Consider the following 14,351-nt stretch of genomic DNA (forward strand, 5'->3'; position numbering starts at 1 on the left):
CGTCTGCGCTGGGGTCGATGCCATGCCGTTCCGTCCGTTCTTGCGGCTCGCCGCCGCGTTCGCTCTCGCCTTTGCCGCGACGGCCTCGACCGCCGCGTCGAATGCGGACCTCAAAACGACACCCGCGACCGAGGACCGATCGCCGCCGTCGTGGAGCGACTGCGGCGACGGCTTCGAATGCGCCTACGTCGAGGTACCGCTCGACTACGCGCGTCCTTACGCAGGCCGCATCGAGATCGCGCTGACGCGCAAGCCGGCATTCGATGCGCAACACCGCATCGGTTCGCTGTTCGTGCATCCGGGCGGCGCCGGTCTCGGCGCCACTTTCTTGCGCATCTATCCCACCGCGTTTTTCGAGGCGTTCGCCCGCTTCGACGTGATCGGCTTCGACGTGCGCGGCCTCGGCCGCAGCCGGCCGGCTTTCGTCGCCTGCGGCAGCAATCCGGCCGCCCGCAAACCGTATCCGCGACCGGCGAACACCGACGAGCGCGCCCTGGTCGGCGCCGTGCGCGACTACGTCGAACTGTGTCAGGCGCGCAATCGCGACCTGCTGCCGCATCTGAGCACGGCCAACATCGCGCGCGACCTCGATCGCCTGCGCGCGGCAGTCGGCGATCGCGACCTCAACTATCTGGGGCAATCGTTCGGCAGCATCATCGGCGCCAATTACGCGACGCTGTTTCCCGGACGCGCGCGCGCCATGCTGCTCGACAGCCCGCTCGACGTGCAGGATTACTACGAGCGGCCGCTGCTCGACATCTGGGAACGTGCGCAAGGCCACGAGCAGGCCCTCACGCGCTTCCTCGCCGCGTGCAAGAACGCCGGCCTGCGTTGCGCGTTCGGTGACGGCGACCCGCAAGCCGCCTTCGCGCGCCTGCAGGCGCAGCTCGACCGTGAACCCCTGCCCTCGCCCGACCCGGCCGATGCGCGCCGCCTCGCCGGCGATGACCTGCGCGACGTGCTCACCTTCGTCATCGCCGACAGCCGCTACTGGAGCGAACTCGCGAGCGGCTTGAAGCAGGCCGACGACGGCGACCCGCGTGCCCTGCTCGCCTACTTCGAAGGCGGCGACGATCCGGCCGCGCTGGCGGCGCAGAGTTTCTACGAAGCGATGACTTCGGTCGACCAGCGCTGGCCGCGCACGCCACTGTGGCGCTACTTCGACAACGCGGCGCGCGCCTACCAGAGCCTGCCGCATCTGTTCTTCGCGACCGGCTACACCGACCTCGTGCATGCGCTGTGGCCGGCGCGCGACGCCGCCGCGTTACGCGGCCCTATCCGCAATCCGTTCTGGGCCGAACCGATTTTGCTCGTCGCCAGCACGCACGACGCCGCGGCGCCGTATACGCAGGCGCAGTCGCTGCTGCGCGATCTCGGCAACGCGCGTCTGTTGACGCGCGACGCCGACGGTCACGGCGCGATCATGAATCCCTGCGTGCTCGACTACGCCGTGCGCTATTTCGATGCCGGCGCCTTGCCGCCGCGCGGAACGGTGTGCGCGCAGAACGACGATCCGTTCGCGACTGGCGCGAGTGCGAATCTTCCCGCGCTCACGCCGTCTGCTCTGCGCAGTTTGCGCTGAGCGGCGCGCAGGCGCTCAGCCGCCGCGAACCATCTGCAGGATCTTGGCCGGATTGAGCGAACGCGCCTGTTCTTGCATCTGCGGCAGATAGTTCGCCTGCAGACCTTTGGCTTCGCCGAGCATCTGCTGAAACGCCTCGCGCAGCATCTCGGTCGACAAGGTGCGGCCGCCGGCGTAGTAGCGCTTGGCGACGTAGCCGAGCGCGTAGGTGCTGGCGAAGCTCATGCCGGAACTGACCGCCTGCCGCCCGAGCCCGCCGAGAAGACCGCCGCCGATCGCGCCGAGCAGACCACCGAGCAACTTGCGCCCGGCCTGTTCGATGTATTGCGACGTCAGACCGACGCCGGCGGTGGCGAGAAAATCCTTGATATGGCCGCGGTCGAGCTCGTAGCCGTAGGACTGGCCGATGCGATAGACCAGCTTCATCTGCAGCGGAATGATCGCCATCGTCGCCAGCGATTCGGGCAGTAGCTCCAGCGCACCGTTGAGGATCGCCGCGTTGAGGATGGTCTTGTCCATCTCGGCATCGCCGAGCGAAGAGGTGTGCGCGCCGGCCGCCGGCGGCGGCGAATCGGTAGTCGCCAGCGCGCCGAGCGGCGCCGCGGCGATTGCATCGGCGCGTGCGCTGTAGTCGCGGCTGCTCGCCGCATCGAGCCCGAGTTTGCTCGCAAGCTCGACCAGGAACGCACGTTCGGCGTCGCTCTGCACACCGTCGGCATCGCAGACGCAGACGGCCATTTCGTACGCGAGCTGGCGCGTTTCGTTGGATGCGAGCGCGCCGATCGCATGGTCGAGCGTGACCCGCTTGAGCAGGACGTCCTGATACAGGCGCGCGACGTCGACATCGCCGCCGTTCAGACCTTCGGCGATGCGTCGGATCTCTTCGCGCTCCGATTCGCTCTTGTTGCCGTCGGCGAACGAGGCCATCAGGCTGAGGGTGAGGATGGCTTGGCTTTCCTGCGCGTTCATTGCGTGGATTTCCGTAAGAGTCGAAACAGCATGGTGCCACACGCGCCTGCGAACACCGCAGCGACGAAAGTCATCCACAGGCGCGCGAATCGTCGCAACGATTGCCGGCGGATCGACGCCGGATTGCGCTCAGCCGAACAAGGTCATCGTCTGATGCCCGAACGCCGCCGGCGTGCCATCGGGCGCCCATAAGCTGAGGCCTTGATTGAGATAACCGTCGCGCGCGGCCAGCAGCTCTGCGTCGACACGCCAGCCGGTCAGCGGCAAGTCGTCGTAACGATCGCGCAGGAATTCGACCATCCAGGTCAGCGAACTGCCGTTGACCGGTGTCGTCAGCATGTTCAGCGCGATCGGCGGAATGAAATCGGCGAAGGCCAGTACCTGAGTCTCGTCGATCGTGTCACCGCCGTCGTCGAGCAGATCCAGCTCCAGCACCTGACGCGTTTCCGGGCTGCCCGACAGCGGCAGGCTGCCGTGCAGCCAACGTATTTCGAAGTGCTGGGTGAAGTTCGGCGTCAGGCCGGGCAGGAACGGCAGAGTCAGCGGCGCCGGCATCGTCGCCGGCGCATCGTCCGGCGTGATGCCGGGCAGGCGCGGCATCGCGATCGGCGCTGCGGCGGCGATCGGCGGCTGTGTCGGCAGCAAGGCCACGCGCGAGGCACGCGGCGCGCCGTAGACGCCGAGCGCCAGACACAACGTTTCCTCGCCCGCGACGATGCGCGCTTCGAGCTGCTGCACGTTCTTGCCGGTGCGCAGCACGCGCGCGCGCAATTCCACCCGCCCGGTCGGCACCGGCGCCAGGAACGCCACTTGCAAGCTGCGCAAGGGCGCCTCGATCGAGGCCACGCCGCGCATCGCGCGCGCCGCCAGCGCGGCCTGCAAACCGCCGAACAAGCTGCGGCCTTGCGCCCAGTCCTCACCGACTTCCACCGACCAAGTCTCGCCCGTGCGCACGAGACTGCGCATCAACTCCGAAAATCGCATCGCATCGTCCTTCTGCATTCGTCGCCGCGGAAGTTCGATGCTAGCCGATGGCCGCGTCGTTCGTTCGCGCAGAGCGGTTCGGCGTTCGCTCTAAGCCGGCGCCGAAGCCTGCGCGAGATAGCGGCTCGGCGGCACGCCGACGACGCGCTTGAACATGGTGGTGAACGCCGAGGCGCTGTCGTAGCCGAGATCGAACGCCAGCGGCGTGATCGGCGCGCCGGCCGCGAGCCGCGGCAACGCTGCGAAGATCGCGGCCTGGCGGCACCAGTTGGCGAAGCTGACACCGGTCTCGGTACGAAAGCGGCGCGTGAAGGTGCGCCGGCTGAGGCCGAGGTCGCGGCACCAGTCGTCGATCGTCTCGTGCGGCGAAGGCCGGCGCAGGTAAGCGCGGCAGCGCGCCGCGATGTGCGCGTCGGCCGGCATCGGGATGTCCAGCGGCAGCACCGGCGCACGCACGATCTCGTGCACCAGCAGCGAGAAGATCGCATCCGCGCGCGAGCCGCTCGCGTACGGCAGCGGCAAGTCCGCGGTTTCGAGCAAAAGCTCGCGCATCAGCGGGGAAATCGCGATCACGCGACAATCCGTCGGCAGCGCCGCATCGACCGCGGGATCGATGTAGATGCTGCGCGTACTGACGTGCACCAGCGAATTCACCTCGTGGTGCATGCCGGCCGGCACCCACACCGCGCGCGCCGGCGGCACGATCCAGCGGCCGGTCTCGGTGCCGACGATCATGATGCCGCTGGCCGCGTACAGGAGCTGCGAGCGTCGATGCCGATGGCGCTGTACGCGATGGTTGACCGGGTATTCGTTGGCGGTCGCGACGATCCGACCCGGCAGCGTGTCGGCCTTGGTCGCATGAACATTGCGCATTGGCCCGATCTCGAAGATTGTTGACCTATCCGATAATGCGGGCAGAAGTGCCGCGTTGTCTACTAAGCGACATGGATACCGCCTCTTCGCTCGTCGCCGACGCGTCGGCGCAACCTCCCGAACCGATCCCCGCCTTGCCCGCCGAACCCAGCGCCAGCGAAGCCGCGGCGCGCACCGCGTTCCCGATCCTCTTGATGTTGAGCACCTGTCACCTGCTCAACGACATGATCCAATCGCTGCTGCCGGCGATCTATCCGCTGCTCAAGGACAGTTTCAAGCTCGACTTCGGCCAGATCGGACTGATCACGCTGACATTCCAGATCACCGCCTCCCTGCTGCAGCCCTTCGTCGGCGTCTATACGGATAAACGGCCGCTGCCCTACTCGCTGCCGATCGGCATGGGCTTCACTCTCGGCGGCTTGCTGCTGTTGTCGCAGGCGACCACCTTCCCGATGCTGCTACTGGCGGCGGCCTTGGTCGGCTCGGGTTCGTCGGTGTTCCATCCCGAATCTTCGCGCGTCGCACGCATGGCCTCGGGCGGCCAGCACGGCCTCGCGCAGTCGCTGTTCCAAGTTGGCGGCAACGTCGGCTCCTCGCTCGGCCCGCTGCTCGCCGCCTTCGTAGTGATGCCGCGCGGACAGGGCAGCGTCGCCTGGTTCGCCTTGGCCGCGCTCGCCGGCATCGTGCTCCTGACCCGCATCGGCGGCTGGTATCGCGCGCAGATTCCGGCGCAGCGTGCGGTACGACGCTCGACCGGCACGACGCTGCCGCGCCGCACGGTCGTCATCACGATGGCGATCCTCGGCGCGCTGATTTTCTCGAAGTATTTCTACCTCGCCAGCCTGTCGAGCTACTACACCTTCTACCTGATGCAGAAGTTCGGCCTCGACGCGCAGAACGCCCAATTGCACCTGTTCGTGTTCCTCGGCTCGGTCGCGCTCGGCACCCTGGTCGGCGGTCCGGTCGGCGATCGCATCGGCCGCAAGTACGTGATCTGGGGATCGATCCTCGGCGTGCTGCCCTTCACCCTATTGCTGCCGCACGTGAACCTGTTCTGGACCACCTTGCTCACCGTCGTGATCGGTCTGGTCCTGTCTTCGGCGTTCTCGGCAATCTTGGTCTATGCGCAAGAACTGGTGCCGGGTCGCACCGGTGTCATCGCCGGCCTGTTCTTCGGTTTCGCCTTCGGCATGGGCGGACTCGGTGCGGCCGTGCTCGGCGAGCTCGCCGATCACATCGGTATCGAGGCCGTGTACGGCATCTGCGCCTTCCTGCCGGCGATCGGCCTGCTGGCCTGGTTCCTGCCGGTGATCGAACCTGCGCGCAAGAAACTGGCGGCACACTGACGAACGGGTGCGCTCGCGCGGTTGCGGCAAACTGCACGTACGCCGCGCGCGACGACGTTCGCGCAACCCTTGTTCAATAAAACCTTGCTCAATAAAAAACCCCGGGCGCCACGCGCCCGGGGTTTTGATACGCATCGCTGCGAAAGCTTACTGAGCCGGCTTCGGCTCGGCCTTGGCCTTATGGTGATGCTTGCCGTGCTTGCCCGCTTCCGGCTGCGCCGTCGCCGCGGTCTTCTCGACCGGCGCGGTCTTGGCTTCCGCTTTCTCCGTCGCCGTCGCCGCCGGCTCGGCCTTGGTCGCTGCGGTGGCGGTTTCCTGCTTCACCGCGGCCGTGGCTTCGCTCTTCGGCGCCGGCGTCGCCGCCGTCTTCACGGCCGCCGCATTCTGCGCGACCGCATGGATGGCGACCGGCTTGGCCGTTTCAGCGGCCTTCGCAGCCGTTGCCGTGCCCTCGGCCGCAAACGCGTTGGCAACGAAGCCGCCGGCGATCAGGGCAGCGAGGATGGACATGCGCATGGATTTCTCTCCTGGTTGTCGTTGAGTGCGTCGAACGGAACATCCGCTCGTCACGCGGTGTGCACGCTAGGGCCAGCAGGGAATATCGAAGCTGAACGCAACGGGATCTTCACGAAGCGTGTTGGCGTGTATTTAGACTGGAAAAATATTGCGTATTTCTGCGTTTGGTACTTCGAGAAGCGTGCTGCCGCCCCACGGCCAAACGGCTTCGAGAGCACTACCGGCCATGCATGGATGCACTTTTTTTTCTAGTACTCAAAGCAACGCGACAGCAGTTCGCGCAGCACGTTCTGCGTCGGCTGCGCGCGCTCGGGCCGGTACTCGAAGCTGTCCTCGTCCATGTAGTTGAGCTGGGCGAGTTCGAGCTGCACGGCGTCGATATTCCGCGAGGGATCGCCGTAGTGGCGTGTGATGTAGCCGCCTTTGAAGCGGCCGTTGACGATGTGCGAGTACTCGGTCTGCGCAGCCAGTACTTCGGTCAGCCGCTGCTGCAGAGCGGGCGAACAGCTGGCGCCGTTGGCGGTGCCGAGGTTGAAGTCGGGCAGCCGCCCTTCGAACAGGAACGGCACCACGCTGCGGATCGAGTGGCCTTCCCACAACACGACGCGGCCGTGTGCCTCGCGCAATCGGTCGATCTCCGTCGCCAGTGCGTCGTGATACGGCTTCCAATAGCGCTCGACCCGCGCGATCACTTCCTCGGGCGAGGGTTGCTGGCCGTCGAGATAGACCGGCTCGCCGCTGAAGCGAACGATCGGGCACAGTCCGGTGGTGTTCTGACCGGGATAGAGCGACACGTCGTCGGGCGGGCGGTTGAGATCGACCACGTAGCGCGAATACGCCGGCACGAGGATCGAGGCGCCGAGGTCGCGCGCGAACGCGTACAGGCGCGACACGTGCCAGTCGGTATCGGGCACATGCTGCGCCGCCGGCGTCATGCGTGCGGCGAGTTCCGCGGGCAGCTCGGTGCCGTCGTGCGGCAGGCTGATCAGCAGCGGCGCAGTGCCGCGATGCAATTGATAGACGGTCTTCATCGCGCAAGTCTAGCGCCGTTGCACTGACACGCGCCGGCGCTATAGTGCCGGCGCGCACACGGGCTTTCGGATTCTTCCGTACCGAGTTGGGGAGAAAACTGATGCACCTATCGATCGTTCGCACGGCTGTCTTGCTGCTGCTCGCCTTCAGCTCGAGCTTCGCCCTCGCCGCCGCACCGCCGGAGATCACCAAGATCGGCGCCGACGTCGAAGCGCAACTGCAGACCACGGCACGCGCTACCGTGGTGGTGGTATTCGAGCCGTCATCGACATCGACGGCGCAGAACCAAACCGAAGCCAGACGCGCCTCGATCGCCAGCCGGGCGAACGCCGTGCTCGCTTCCCTGCCCGCCGATCACTACACGTTGCGCCGGCGTTTCGACAACGTCGCCGCGCTGAGCTTGGACATCGACGCCGCAGCACTCGCCGCGCTGCGCGCGGACGCAAGCGTGATCAAGGTCGACCTCGACGTCGGCGGCCGCGCGCAGCTGTTGCAAGCGGCGCCGCTGGCGCACGTCAGCAACGTGCGCAGCCGCGGCTTCGTCGGCAACGGCGTCAAAACCGCGGTGATCGACTCGGGCGTGCAGCTCAATCACGTCGATCTCGCCGACAGCATCGTCGGTCAGCAATGCTTCTGCTCCGGCGACACGCCCGGCGTCGGCTGCTGCCCGAACGGCGCCGACACGCAAAGCGGTGCCGGCAGCGGCGCCGATGCCGAAGGCCACGGCACCAATGTCAGCGGCATCATCACCGGCAACGGCACGCAGGCGCCGCAAGGCGGCGCGCCGGGCGCATCGCTGGTGATCGTGCGCGTGCTCGACGCGAACGGTTCGTTCCGCACCTCTTCCGACATCGTCGCGGCACTGGACTGGATCGCCAGCAATCACGCCAATGCAAAAGTCGTCAACATGAGCGTCGGCACCGACATGCTGTTCGCCGGCGCCTGCGACAGCGCAACCTCGTGGGCGATGGCGCTGGCGCAGGCGGCCAATGCCGTCGCCGGCAACGGCACGCTGATGACCTCGTCTTCCGGCAACCAGGCTTCGCCGACGAGCATCTCCGCACCGGCCTGTCTGACCGCGGTGATGGCGGTCGGCGCCGTTTGGGATGCGCCGATGCCGGCGCAAACTTTCCTCGGCTGCACCGACAGCGTCGTCGTCGCCGACAAACCGACTTGCTTCACCAATAGCAACACCAGCGTCGCGCTGTACGCGCCGGGCGCCTACACCACCGCGACCGGCCTCGACATCGATCCGTTCACCAGCGGCTTCAGCTCGACCTATGGCGGCACCTCGCAGGCGGCTCCATTGGTCGCGTCCTGCATTGCCGATCTGTTCCAGTTCAAACCGAACCTGACGCGCGAACGGGTCAAGGCAGCGCTGCTCGCCTCGCCCACGCGCGTGACCGATCCGAAGAACGGCCTGTCTTTCCCGCGGCTCGATTGCGAGAGCGCCTTGATCGAGGTCGACCGGATCTTCGCCGGCGGCTTCGACTGAGCGTCGCGACGGCAACCGCTATTTCGGCGCGCGCGGACGAAAGACCAGCGGCTGCGCTTCGGCCGGCGGTTTCGCGGCGGCGGACGCGCAACCGCCGCAGGTCGAGCAGCCGTCGCCGCAACTGCCGCCGCTGGTGCTGAGCGGCTGCGCGCGGCGCGCCTGCTGGCGCAACCAGCTCGGCGCCGATGGACGGTCGAGCATCGCGGTCAGCCGCGACAACAAGCGGCGATAGGTTTTCGGCAGCAGGCGCCGGAACGCGAACCACACGGCCCACGCAACCGCGAGCGCGATCACGATGGTCTGCACGAGCAGGGCCGTATTCACGTCAACGCCTTCGCGACCTGGTAAGTGATGAACGAAGCGAGATAGGCCAGCGCGAACAGATAGCCGGCGGCGATGCCCACGTTGCGCCAGGAGTTGGTCTCGCGCCGAATCACCGCGAGCGTCGACATGCACTGCGGCGCGAATACGTACCAGGCGAGCAGCGACAGCGCGGTCGCCAACGACCATTGCGCGGCGATCGCAGTGCCGAGTTCCGCCGCGACCGCATCCTCGCCGACCGCCGACATCGCATACACGGTGGCGAGCGAGGACACCGCGACTTCGCGCGCGGCGAGGCCCGGAATCAGGGCGATACAGATCTGCCAATTGAAGCCGATCGGCGCGAACACGTGCTCCATCCAGCGGCCGATCTGGCCGGCCAGGCTGTAGTCGATCGGCGGCAGCGTCGCGCCCTCCGGCGGCGCCGGGAAGCTCGACAGGAACCACAGCAGCACGGTCAACGCGAGGATGATGCCGGTGACGCGGCGCAAGAAGATCTTCGCGCGTTCCCACAGACCGATGGCGACGTCGCGCGGACTCGGCAAGCGGTAGGACGGCAGCTCCATCAGCAGCGCGTGTTCGCTGCGATCGCTGCGCATGCGCTTGATAATCCAAGCGACCGCGAGCGCGCTGGCGATGCCGGCGAAGTACAGCGTGAACAACACCATGCCCTGCAGATTGAACACACCCAGCACCGTCTGGCGCGGAATGAAGGCGCCGATCAGCAAGGTGTAGACCGGCAGGCGCGCCGAGCAGGTCATCAGCGGTGCGACCAGGATCGTGGTCAGGCGGTCGCGCGGATCTTGAATGCTGCGCGTGGCCATGATGCCGGGGATCGCGCAGGCGAAGCTCGACAAGAGCGGAATGAACGAGCGGCCGGTTAGGCCAGCCTTGAACATCATGCGATCGAGCAGGAACGCCGCGCGCGGCAGATAGCCCGACTCCTCCAGGATCAGAATGAAGAGGAACAGGATCAGGATCTGCGGCAGGAACTCGAGCACGGTGCCGAGACCCGCAAAGATGCCGTCGGTGACCAGGCTGTGCAGCAGCGGCATCGATTCGAGCATTCCGCCGACCCAGGCACCGGCCGCGCCGACGCCGGCACCGACCGCATCCTGCAACGGCGCGGCCCAGCCGAACACGGCTTGGAAGATCAGGAACATCACGACGACCAGGATCGCCAGGCCGCCGATCGGATGCAGCGCGACGCGATCGATCGCGTCGTCGACGCTCGAGGTCGCGCGCGGCATCGTGACGGCAGCGGCGAGCGCCGCGCGAACCTGGTCGTGCAAGTCGCGCTCGGCCGCGGGAGCGCCGCTGTCGGGCAAGCTCGGCGCGCTCATCGCGCTGGCAAGGTTGCGATCGAGATGGTCGATCAAGGCCGCCGCGCCGCCGCGCTGCACCGCCACCGTCTCGACCACCGGCACACCGAGCGCGCGCGACAACTCGGCGACGTCGATGCGAATGCCGCGCTTGCGCGCCGCGTCCATCATGTTCAGCGCCAGCACCATCGGCCGGCCGAGCCGTTTCACTTCCAGCACGAAGCGCAGATGCAGACGCAGGTTGGTGGCGTCAGCGACGCAGACGATCAGATCCGGGACCGGCTCGTCCGGATAACGTCCTTCGCAGATGTCGCGCGTGATCGCCTCGTCCGGGCTGGCCGCATCGAGACTGTAGGCGCCGGGCAGGTCGAGCAGGCGCATGACGCGCCCAGACGGCGCGGTGAAGCGTCCTTCCTTGCGCTCGACGGTGACGCCGGCGTAGTTGGCCACCTTCTGCTGGCTGCCGGTGAGGCGATTGAACAGCGCGGTCTTGCCGCTGTTGGGGTTGCCGACCAGGGCGATGCGCAGGGGCTCGGCTATCGCGTTCAAGGGGAAACTCCGTCGACCATCACGCGCGCCGCTTCGGCACGACGCAGCGCGAAGCGCGTGTAGCCGATCTGCACCAAGATCGGATCGCCGCCGAGCGGACCGCTGGCGACCACGCGTACCGGCTCGCCGCCGACGAAACCGAGTTCGCGCAGACGACGCGCGATCGGATCGGCGGCATGAGCATCTTCGACTTCACGGACCACGGCAGAGGCGCCCTTCTTCAACTCGGATAGCCGCACGCTCGGACATCGCACCAAATGAGAATGGTTCGCATTATAGGCTTTTCAATGGCCTGCGACGAGAAAATGGTTCGAAGGTCATGCATGGCCGTCGCGGAGAGTCGGATCGCGACCGCGCCGAGGCCGCTATGATCGCCGCTTTGCCCAGCCCGATCTTCTCATGAGCGAAGCCGTCCTCCTCGTCCGCAGCCACGCCGTCGCCACCATCACGCTGAACCGGCCGAACGTGCACAACGCGTTCGACGACGCGCTGATCGCCGACCTCACCCTCGCGCTGGAAGACTGCGAACGCGACGCCGACGTGCGCGCCGTTGTGCTGACCGGTGCCGGCGCCTCGTTCTCGGCCGGTGCGGACTTGAACTGGATGCGCGGCATGGCCGCTGCCAGCGAAGAAGACAATCGCGCCGACTCGATGCGACTGGCGCGGCTGATGCGCACGCTGAATTTCCTGTCCAAGCCGACCATCGCGCGCGTCAACGGCTCCGCCTATGGCGGTGGCGTCGGCTTGATCGCCTGTTGCGATCTCGCGGTCGGCGTCGACGGCGCCAAGTTCTCGCTCAGCGAGGTCAAGCTCGGTCTGGTGCCGGCGGTGATCTCGCCCTACGTAATCGCCGCGATCGGCGCGCGTCAGGCGCGGCGCCTGTTCGTCAGCGGCGAAGTGTTCGACGCGACCACAGCCGCGCGCATCGGCCTCCTGCACGAAAGCGTGTCGGCCGGCCAGCTCGACGCCGGCGTCGAGCGCGCCCTGCACTTCCTCGCCAAAGGCGGACCGGTAGCGCAAGCCGAGGCCAAGCAGCTCGCGCTGCGCATGGCCGGCATGACGCCCGAATCGGCCGAGCGCATCGATGTCGAGAACGCCGCGCTGATCGCACGATTGCGCGTTTCGGCCGAGGGGCAGCAAGGTTTGTCGGCGTTTCTCGACAAGCGAGCACCTGGCTGGGTCAAGGCGGAATAAGCCGTCCTCGTCGCCGCAAAAAGCTCTCGCTCGCGAGCGCGGACAAAGGCTTCAATCGTCGGCGAACTTCAGCAGCTCCGGCAGGAACTCTGCATACGCGCGCCAACGTCCGATCGCGCGTGTGTAGACCGGTTGGCGCGCCTGCCACACGCTGGCGGTGCCGATCGCATGGCGGTTCGGATCGGGCACGCCGCCATCGAACGGCGCCAGGCCGAGCGCTGCGGCGAGTTCGTCCATGATCGCCTGCGGTCGGCTGGCGAGATCTTCGTAGCGGACTTCGAACAGACGCGTCTCGCCGTCGCTGCGCGCCCTCGCCATCAAGCGCGTGCAGCCTTGCAGCACCGCGGCGATGTCGTCGAAGTCGTAGGCGAAGCGATATTCGGTCGAACCGAAGTGCTGGCTCCAGATCGACAGCGCGGTATCGCGGCTGTTGCGTCGGCAGTAGACGATCGCGGCCTGCGGAAACAAGGCGCGAATCAAGCCGACATGCAGAAAATTGAGCGGCTGCTTGTCGACGAACCAACGCATTCCGGTTTCGTCCTGGCGCAGCTTGGCCAGATACGCGGCGGCCGTCTTTTGCAGCAGTTCCGCGCTCGGCCGGCCCGTTTGTGCGATCTGTTCGGCGTAGTGCGGCAGCCAGTCGAGTTCGCCGCGGTTGCGAACCTGCGGCGAGCGGCCGAGCAGTTCGGCGACCAAGGTCGTGCCCGAGCGCGGCGCGCCGACGACGAAGATCGGTACGCACTCGTCTGCGGCCGGCTGGCGCACCGGCAAAGGCTTGCCGCCGAGGCGCGCGTCGATCAGGCGCCGCCAGTTCTTGCGCGACCAGCCCTCGCGGTCGATCAAGCCGTTCGCTTCGCGCAGATACGCCGCGGCGCGCGCGTAGTCGCCGAGGTCGTCGTGGATCTTGCCGAGCGCGAACAGCAGCGACGCGCGCGCACGCGCATTCAAGCCGGGCTGCGCGAGCAGGTGTTCGAAGCGCTGCACGTCGGCATGCTGCGGATCGCTGTAGCGCGAGATCGAAGCGAGCCCGTAGGCCGCGCCGAAATCCAGCGTTCTCGCATCGTGCTCCAGCGCGAACAGATAGTGCCGGCGCGAGCGTTCGAAATCGCCGAGCTGCCCCTGCAACGCCGCGGCGTACAGATGCAGCATCGCGTCGTCCGCGCCGTGCGCGATCGCCGCTTCGCAGATTTCCGCGGCCTTCGGCTTGCGCCCCCAATCGGCCAGCATCTTGGCCGCGCGCAGAGCGAGATCGGACGGTTGCGCGAATCGTTCGAACGCGGCGAGCAAGGCGGCTTCCGCGGCCGGCAGACGATCCTGCTCGGCGTGCAGCTTGGCCAGGGTGAACGCGGCGGCGAGATGATCGGGTTGGCGTGCGAGCAAAGCGTCCAGCAGCGACTGCGCGCCGGCGTGATCTTGGCGCTGCCAGCGCACGCTGGCCAGCGCCAGCGAAATCTCCGCATCGTCCGGAAAACGCGCGAATGCAGCTTCAAGCACCGCCGCGGCCGCCGTCAGATTCTGTCCCAGCACCAGCGCGCGGCCGGCTTCCAACCATGCGGCCGCCGGCTGCTCGGGCAGTTCGCTCCAATCGGCGGGGTTGGAAGAAATCCGGCTCGACGGTTCGGCACGGACGGGGAAAACAGGTGTCGTCATCGCGGCGCTTCTGGCGTTGACCGAGCATGCTACCGTACGCCGCGCCACCGAGGCAGCTTGCGCTCGCCTCGCCGTTCTCAGGGAGTGCAGCCGTGCTCGACCATATCGGTATTCCGGTTTCCGACTACGCGAAAGCGAAAAGCTTCTATCAACAGGCCTTGGCACCGCTCGGCATCGGCTTGGTCATGGAAGTCGGGCCGGAGCAGACCGGCGGCGCCTGGGCCTGCGGTTTCGGCTCGCAAGGCAAGCCGTATTTCTGGATCGGCCAAGACGACGCGGTCGCGCGCACCCACGTCGCCTTCGTGGCGCCCGATCGCGCCGCGGTGGATGCGTTCCATCGCAGCGCGCTCGCTGCCGGTGCGCGCGACAACGGCGCGCCGGGTCTGCGTCCGCACTATCACGAGAACTACTACGGCGCGTTCGTACTCGATCCCGACGGTCACAACGTCGAAGCGGTCTGTCACGCGCCGGTGTAGCTTCGACCCGCTGCGCCTGCGCGCCTCGCGCGACGATCGGCC

Annotated in this window: 14 protein-coding genes; 5 read left to right on the forward strand and 9 right to left on the reverse strand. The window is 67.1% G+C overall.

Translation table 11 applies throughout. The annotated features are described in order from the left end of the window. Positions 1–22: 22 nt before the first annotated feature. A complete protein-coding gene (locus AC3QL3_RS12645) occupies positions 23–1,582 on the forward strand; it encodes an alpha/beta fold hydrolase (RefSeq protein WP_492894099.1) in 1,560 nt (519 codons plus the stop codon). A 15-nt stretch (positions 1,583–1,597) separates the two neighbouring features. On the opposite strand, the gene AC3QL3_RS12650 is transcribed toward AC3QL3_RS12645, so the two are convergent. The 3 genes from AC3QL3_RS12650 to AC3QL3_RS12660 form a co-directional block, all read right to left on the reverse strand. After that, positions 1,598–2,551: a DUF533 domain-containing protein gene (locus AC3QL3_RS12650; RefSeq protein ID WP_492894101.1), complete on the reverse strand. Its 954-nt coding sequence runs from the start codon at positions 2,549–2,551 to the stop codon at positions 1,598–1,600. Positions 2,552–2,680: 129 nt separating this feature from the next. After that, a complete protein-coding gene (locus tag AC3QL3_RS12655) occupies positions 2,681–3,535 on the reverse strand; it encodes an acyl-CoA thioesterase (RefSeq protein WP_492894103.1) in 855 nt (284 codons plus the stop codon). 90 nt (positions 3,536–3,625) lie between these two features. Beyond that, the gene (locus AC3QL3_RS12660) at positions 3,626–4,408 is read right to left on the reverse strand and encodes an AraC family transcriptional regulator (RefSeq protein ID WP_492894105.1); all 783 of its coding nucleotides are present in this window, start codon (positions 4,406–4,408) and stop codon (positions 3,626–3,628) included. A 71-nt stretch (positions 4,409–4,479) separates the two neighbouring features. Here AC3QL3_RS12660 and AC3QL3_RS12665 point away from each other — a divergent pair, with 71 nt between their 5' ends. After that, entirely contained in the window at positions 4,480–5,754 is a 1,275-nt protein-coding gene (locus AC3QL3_RS12665) for an MFS transporter (protein ID WP_492894107.1), read from the forward strand. 147 nt (positions 5,755–5,901) lie between these two features. Here the strand turns inward: AC3QL3_RS12665 and AC3QL3_RS12670 are convergent, their stop codons facing one another. Both AC3QL3_RS12670 and hutG read right to left on the reverse strand, forming a co-directional pair. Beyond that, positions 5,902–6,270, reverse strand: coding sequence for a hypothetical protein (locus tag AC3QL3_RS12670; protein WP_492894109.1), 369 nt, complete (start codon positions 6,268–6,270; stop codon positions 5,902–5,904). Positions 6,271–6,518: 248 nt separating this feature from the next. Beyond that, positions 6,519–7,301, reverse strand: a complete 783-nt coding sequence (gene hutG / locus AC3QL3_RS12675; RefSeq protein WP_492894111.1) for an N-formylglutamate deformylase — start codon at positions 7,299–7,301, stop codon at positions 6,519–6,521. A 101-nt stretch (positions 7,302–7,402) separates the two neighbouring features. Between hutG and AC3QL3_RS12680 the strand changes: the two genes are divergently transcribed. Next, positions 7,403–8,797, forward strand: coding sequence for a S8 family peptidase (locus tag AC3QL3_RS12680; protein ID WP_492894113.1), 1,395 nt, complete (start codon positions 7,403–7,405; stop codon positions 8,795–8,797). 18 nt (positions 8,798–8,815) lie between these two features. Here the strand turns inward: AC3QL3_RS12680 and AC3QL3_RS12685 are convergent, their stop codons facing one another. The 3 genes from AC3QL3_RS12685 to AC3QL3_RS12695 are packed head-to-tail and all read right to left on the reverse strand — an operon-like array spanning position 8,816 to position 11,228. After that, complete coding sequence (locus AC3QL3_RS12685; protein WP_492894115.1) at positions 8,816–9,121, reverse strand: DUF6587 family protein; 306 nt, start codon at positions 9,119–9,121, stop codon at positions 8,816–8,818. Beyond that, entirely contained in the window at positions 9,118–10,989 is a 1,872-nt protein-coding gene (gene feoB, locus AC3QL3_RS12690) for a ferrous iron transporter B (RefSeq protein ID WP_492894117.1), read from the reverse strand. Before feoB ends, AC3QL3_RS12685 begins: the two co-directional genes overlap by 4 nt. Then, complete coding sequence (locus AC3QL3_RS12695) at positions 10,986–11,228, reverse strand: FeoA family protein (RefSeq protein WP_492894119.1); 243 nt, start codon at positions 11,226–11,228, stop codon at positions 10,986–10,988. The genes feoB and AC3QL3_RS12695 overlap by 4 nt, the downstream gene beginning before the upstream one ends. 160 nt (positions 11,229–11,388) lie before the next feature. Here AC3QL3_RS12695 and AC3QL3_RS12700 point away from each other — a divergent pair, with 160 nt between their 5' ends. Further along, the gene (locus tag AC3QL3_RS12700) at positions 11,389–12,183 is read left to right on the forward strand and encodes an enoyl-CoA hydratase-related protein (RefSeq protein ID WP_492894121.1); all 795 of its coding nucleotides are present in this window, start codon (positions 11,389–11,391) and stop codon (positions 12,181–12,183) included. A 51-nt stretch (positions 12,184–12,234) separates the two neighbouring features. On the opposite strand, the gene AC3QL3_RS12705 is transcribed toward AC3QL3_RS12700, so the two are convergent. Further along, positions 12,235–13,833, reverse strand: a complete 1,599-nt coding sequence (locus tag AC3QL3_RS12705) for a tetratricopeptide repeat-containing sulfotransferase family protein (RefSeq protein ID WP_492894123.1) — start codon at positions 13,831–13,833, stop codon at positions 12,235–12,237. A gap of 92 nt (positions 13,834–13,925) precedes the next feature. Between AC3QL3_RS12705 and AC3QL3_RS12710 the strand changes: the two genes are divergently transcribed. After that, positions 13,926–14,309 (forward strand): VOC family protein, encoded by a 384-nt coding sequence (locus tag AC3QL3_RS12710; protein WP_492894125.1) that lies wholly within the window; start codon positions 13,926–13,928, stop codon positions 14,307–14,309. Positions 14,310–14,351 lie beyond the last annotated feature (42 nt).

Source organism: Dokdonella sp. GW821-FHT11D02 (assembly GCF_058808595.1).

Excerpts from the sequence above, each read along its gene's own strand:
- AC3QL3_RS12705 (WP_492894123.1), bottom strand. The coding sequence starts at position 13,833 with ATGACGACACCTGTTTTCCCCGTCCGTGCCGAACCGTCGAGCCGGATT.
- AC3QL3_RS12645 (WP_492894099.1), top strand. The coding sequence starts at position 23 with ATGCCGTTCCGTCCGTTCTTGCGGCTCGCCGCCGCGTTCGCTCTCGCC.
- AC3QL3_RS12650 (WP_492894101.1), bottom strand. The coding sequence starts at position 2,551 with ATGAACGCGCAGGAAAGCCAAGCCATCCTCACCCTCAGCCTGATGGCC.
- AC3QL3_RS12660 (WP_492894105.1), bottom strand. The coding sequence starts at position 4,408 with ATGCGCAATGTTCATGCGACCAAGGCCGACACGCTGCCGGGTCGGATC.
- AC3QL3_RS12700 (WP_492894121.1), top strand. The coding sequence starts at position 11,389 with ATGAGCGAAGCCGTCCTCCTCGTCCGCAGCCACGCCGTCGCCACCATC.
- AC3QL3_RS12680 (WP_492894113.1), top strand. The coding sequence starts at position 7,403 with ATGCACCTATCGATCGTTCGCACGGCTGTCTTGCTGCTGCTCGCCTTC.
- AC3QL3_RS12655 (WP_492894103.1), bottom strand. The coding sequence starts at position 3,535 with ATGCGATTTTCGGAGTTGATGCGCAGTCTCGTGCGCACGGGCGAGACT.
- AC3QL3_RS12670 (WP_492894109.1), bottom strand. The coding sequence starts at position 6,270 with ATGCGCATGTCCATCCTCGCTGCCCTGATCGCCGGCGGCTTCGTTGCC.
- hutG (WP_492894111.1), bottom strand. The coding sequence starts at position 7,301 with ATGAAGACCGTCTATCAATTGCATCGCGGCACTGCGCCGCTGCTGATC.
- AC3QL3_RS12665 (WP_492894107.1), top strand. The coding sequence starts at position 4,480 with ATGGATACCGCCTCTTCGCTCGTCGCCGACGCGTCGGCGCAACCTCCC.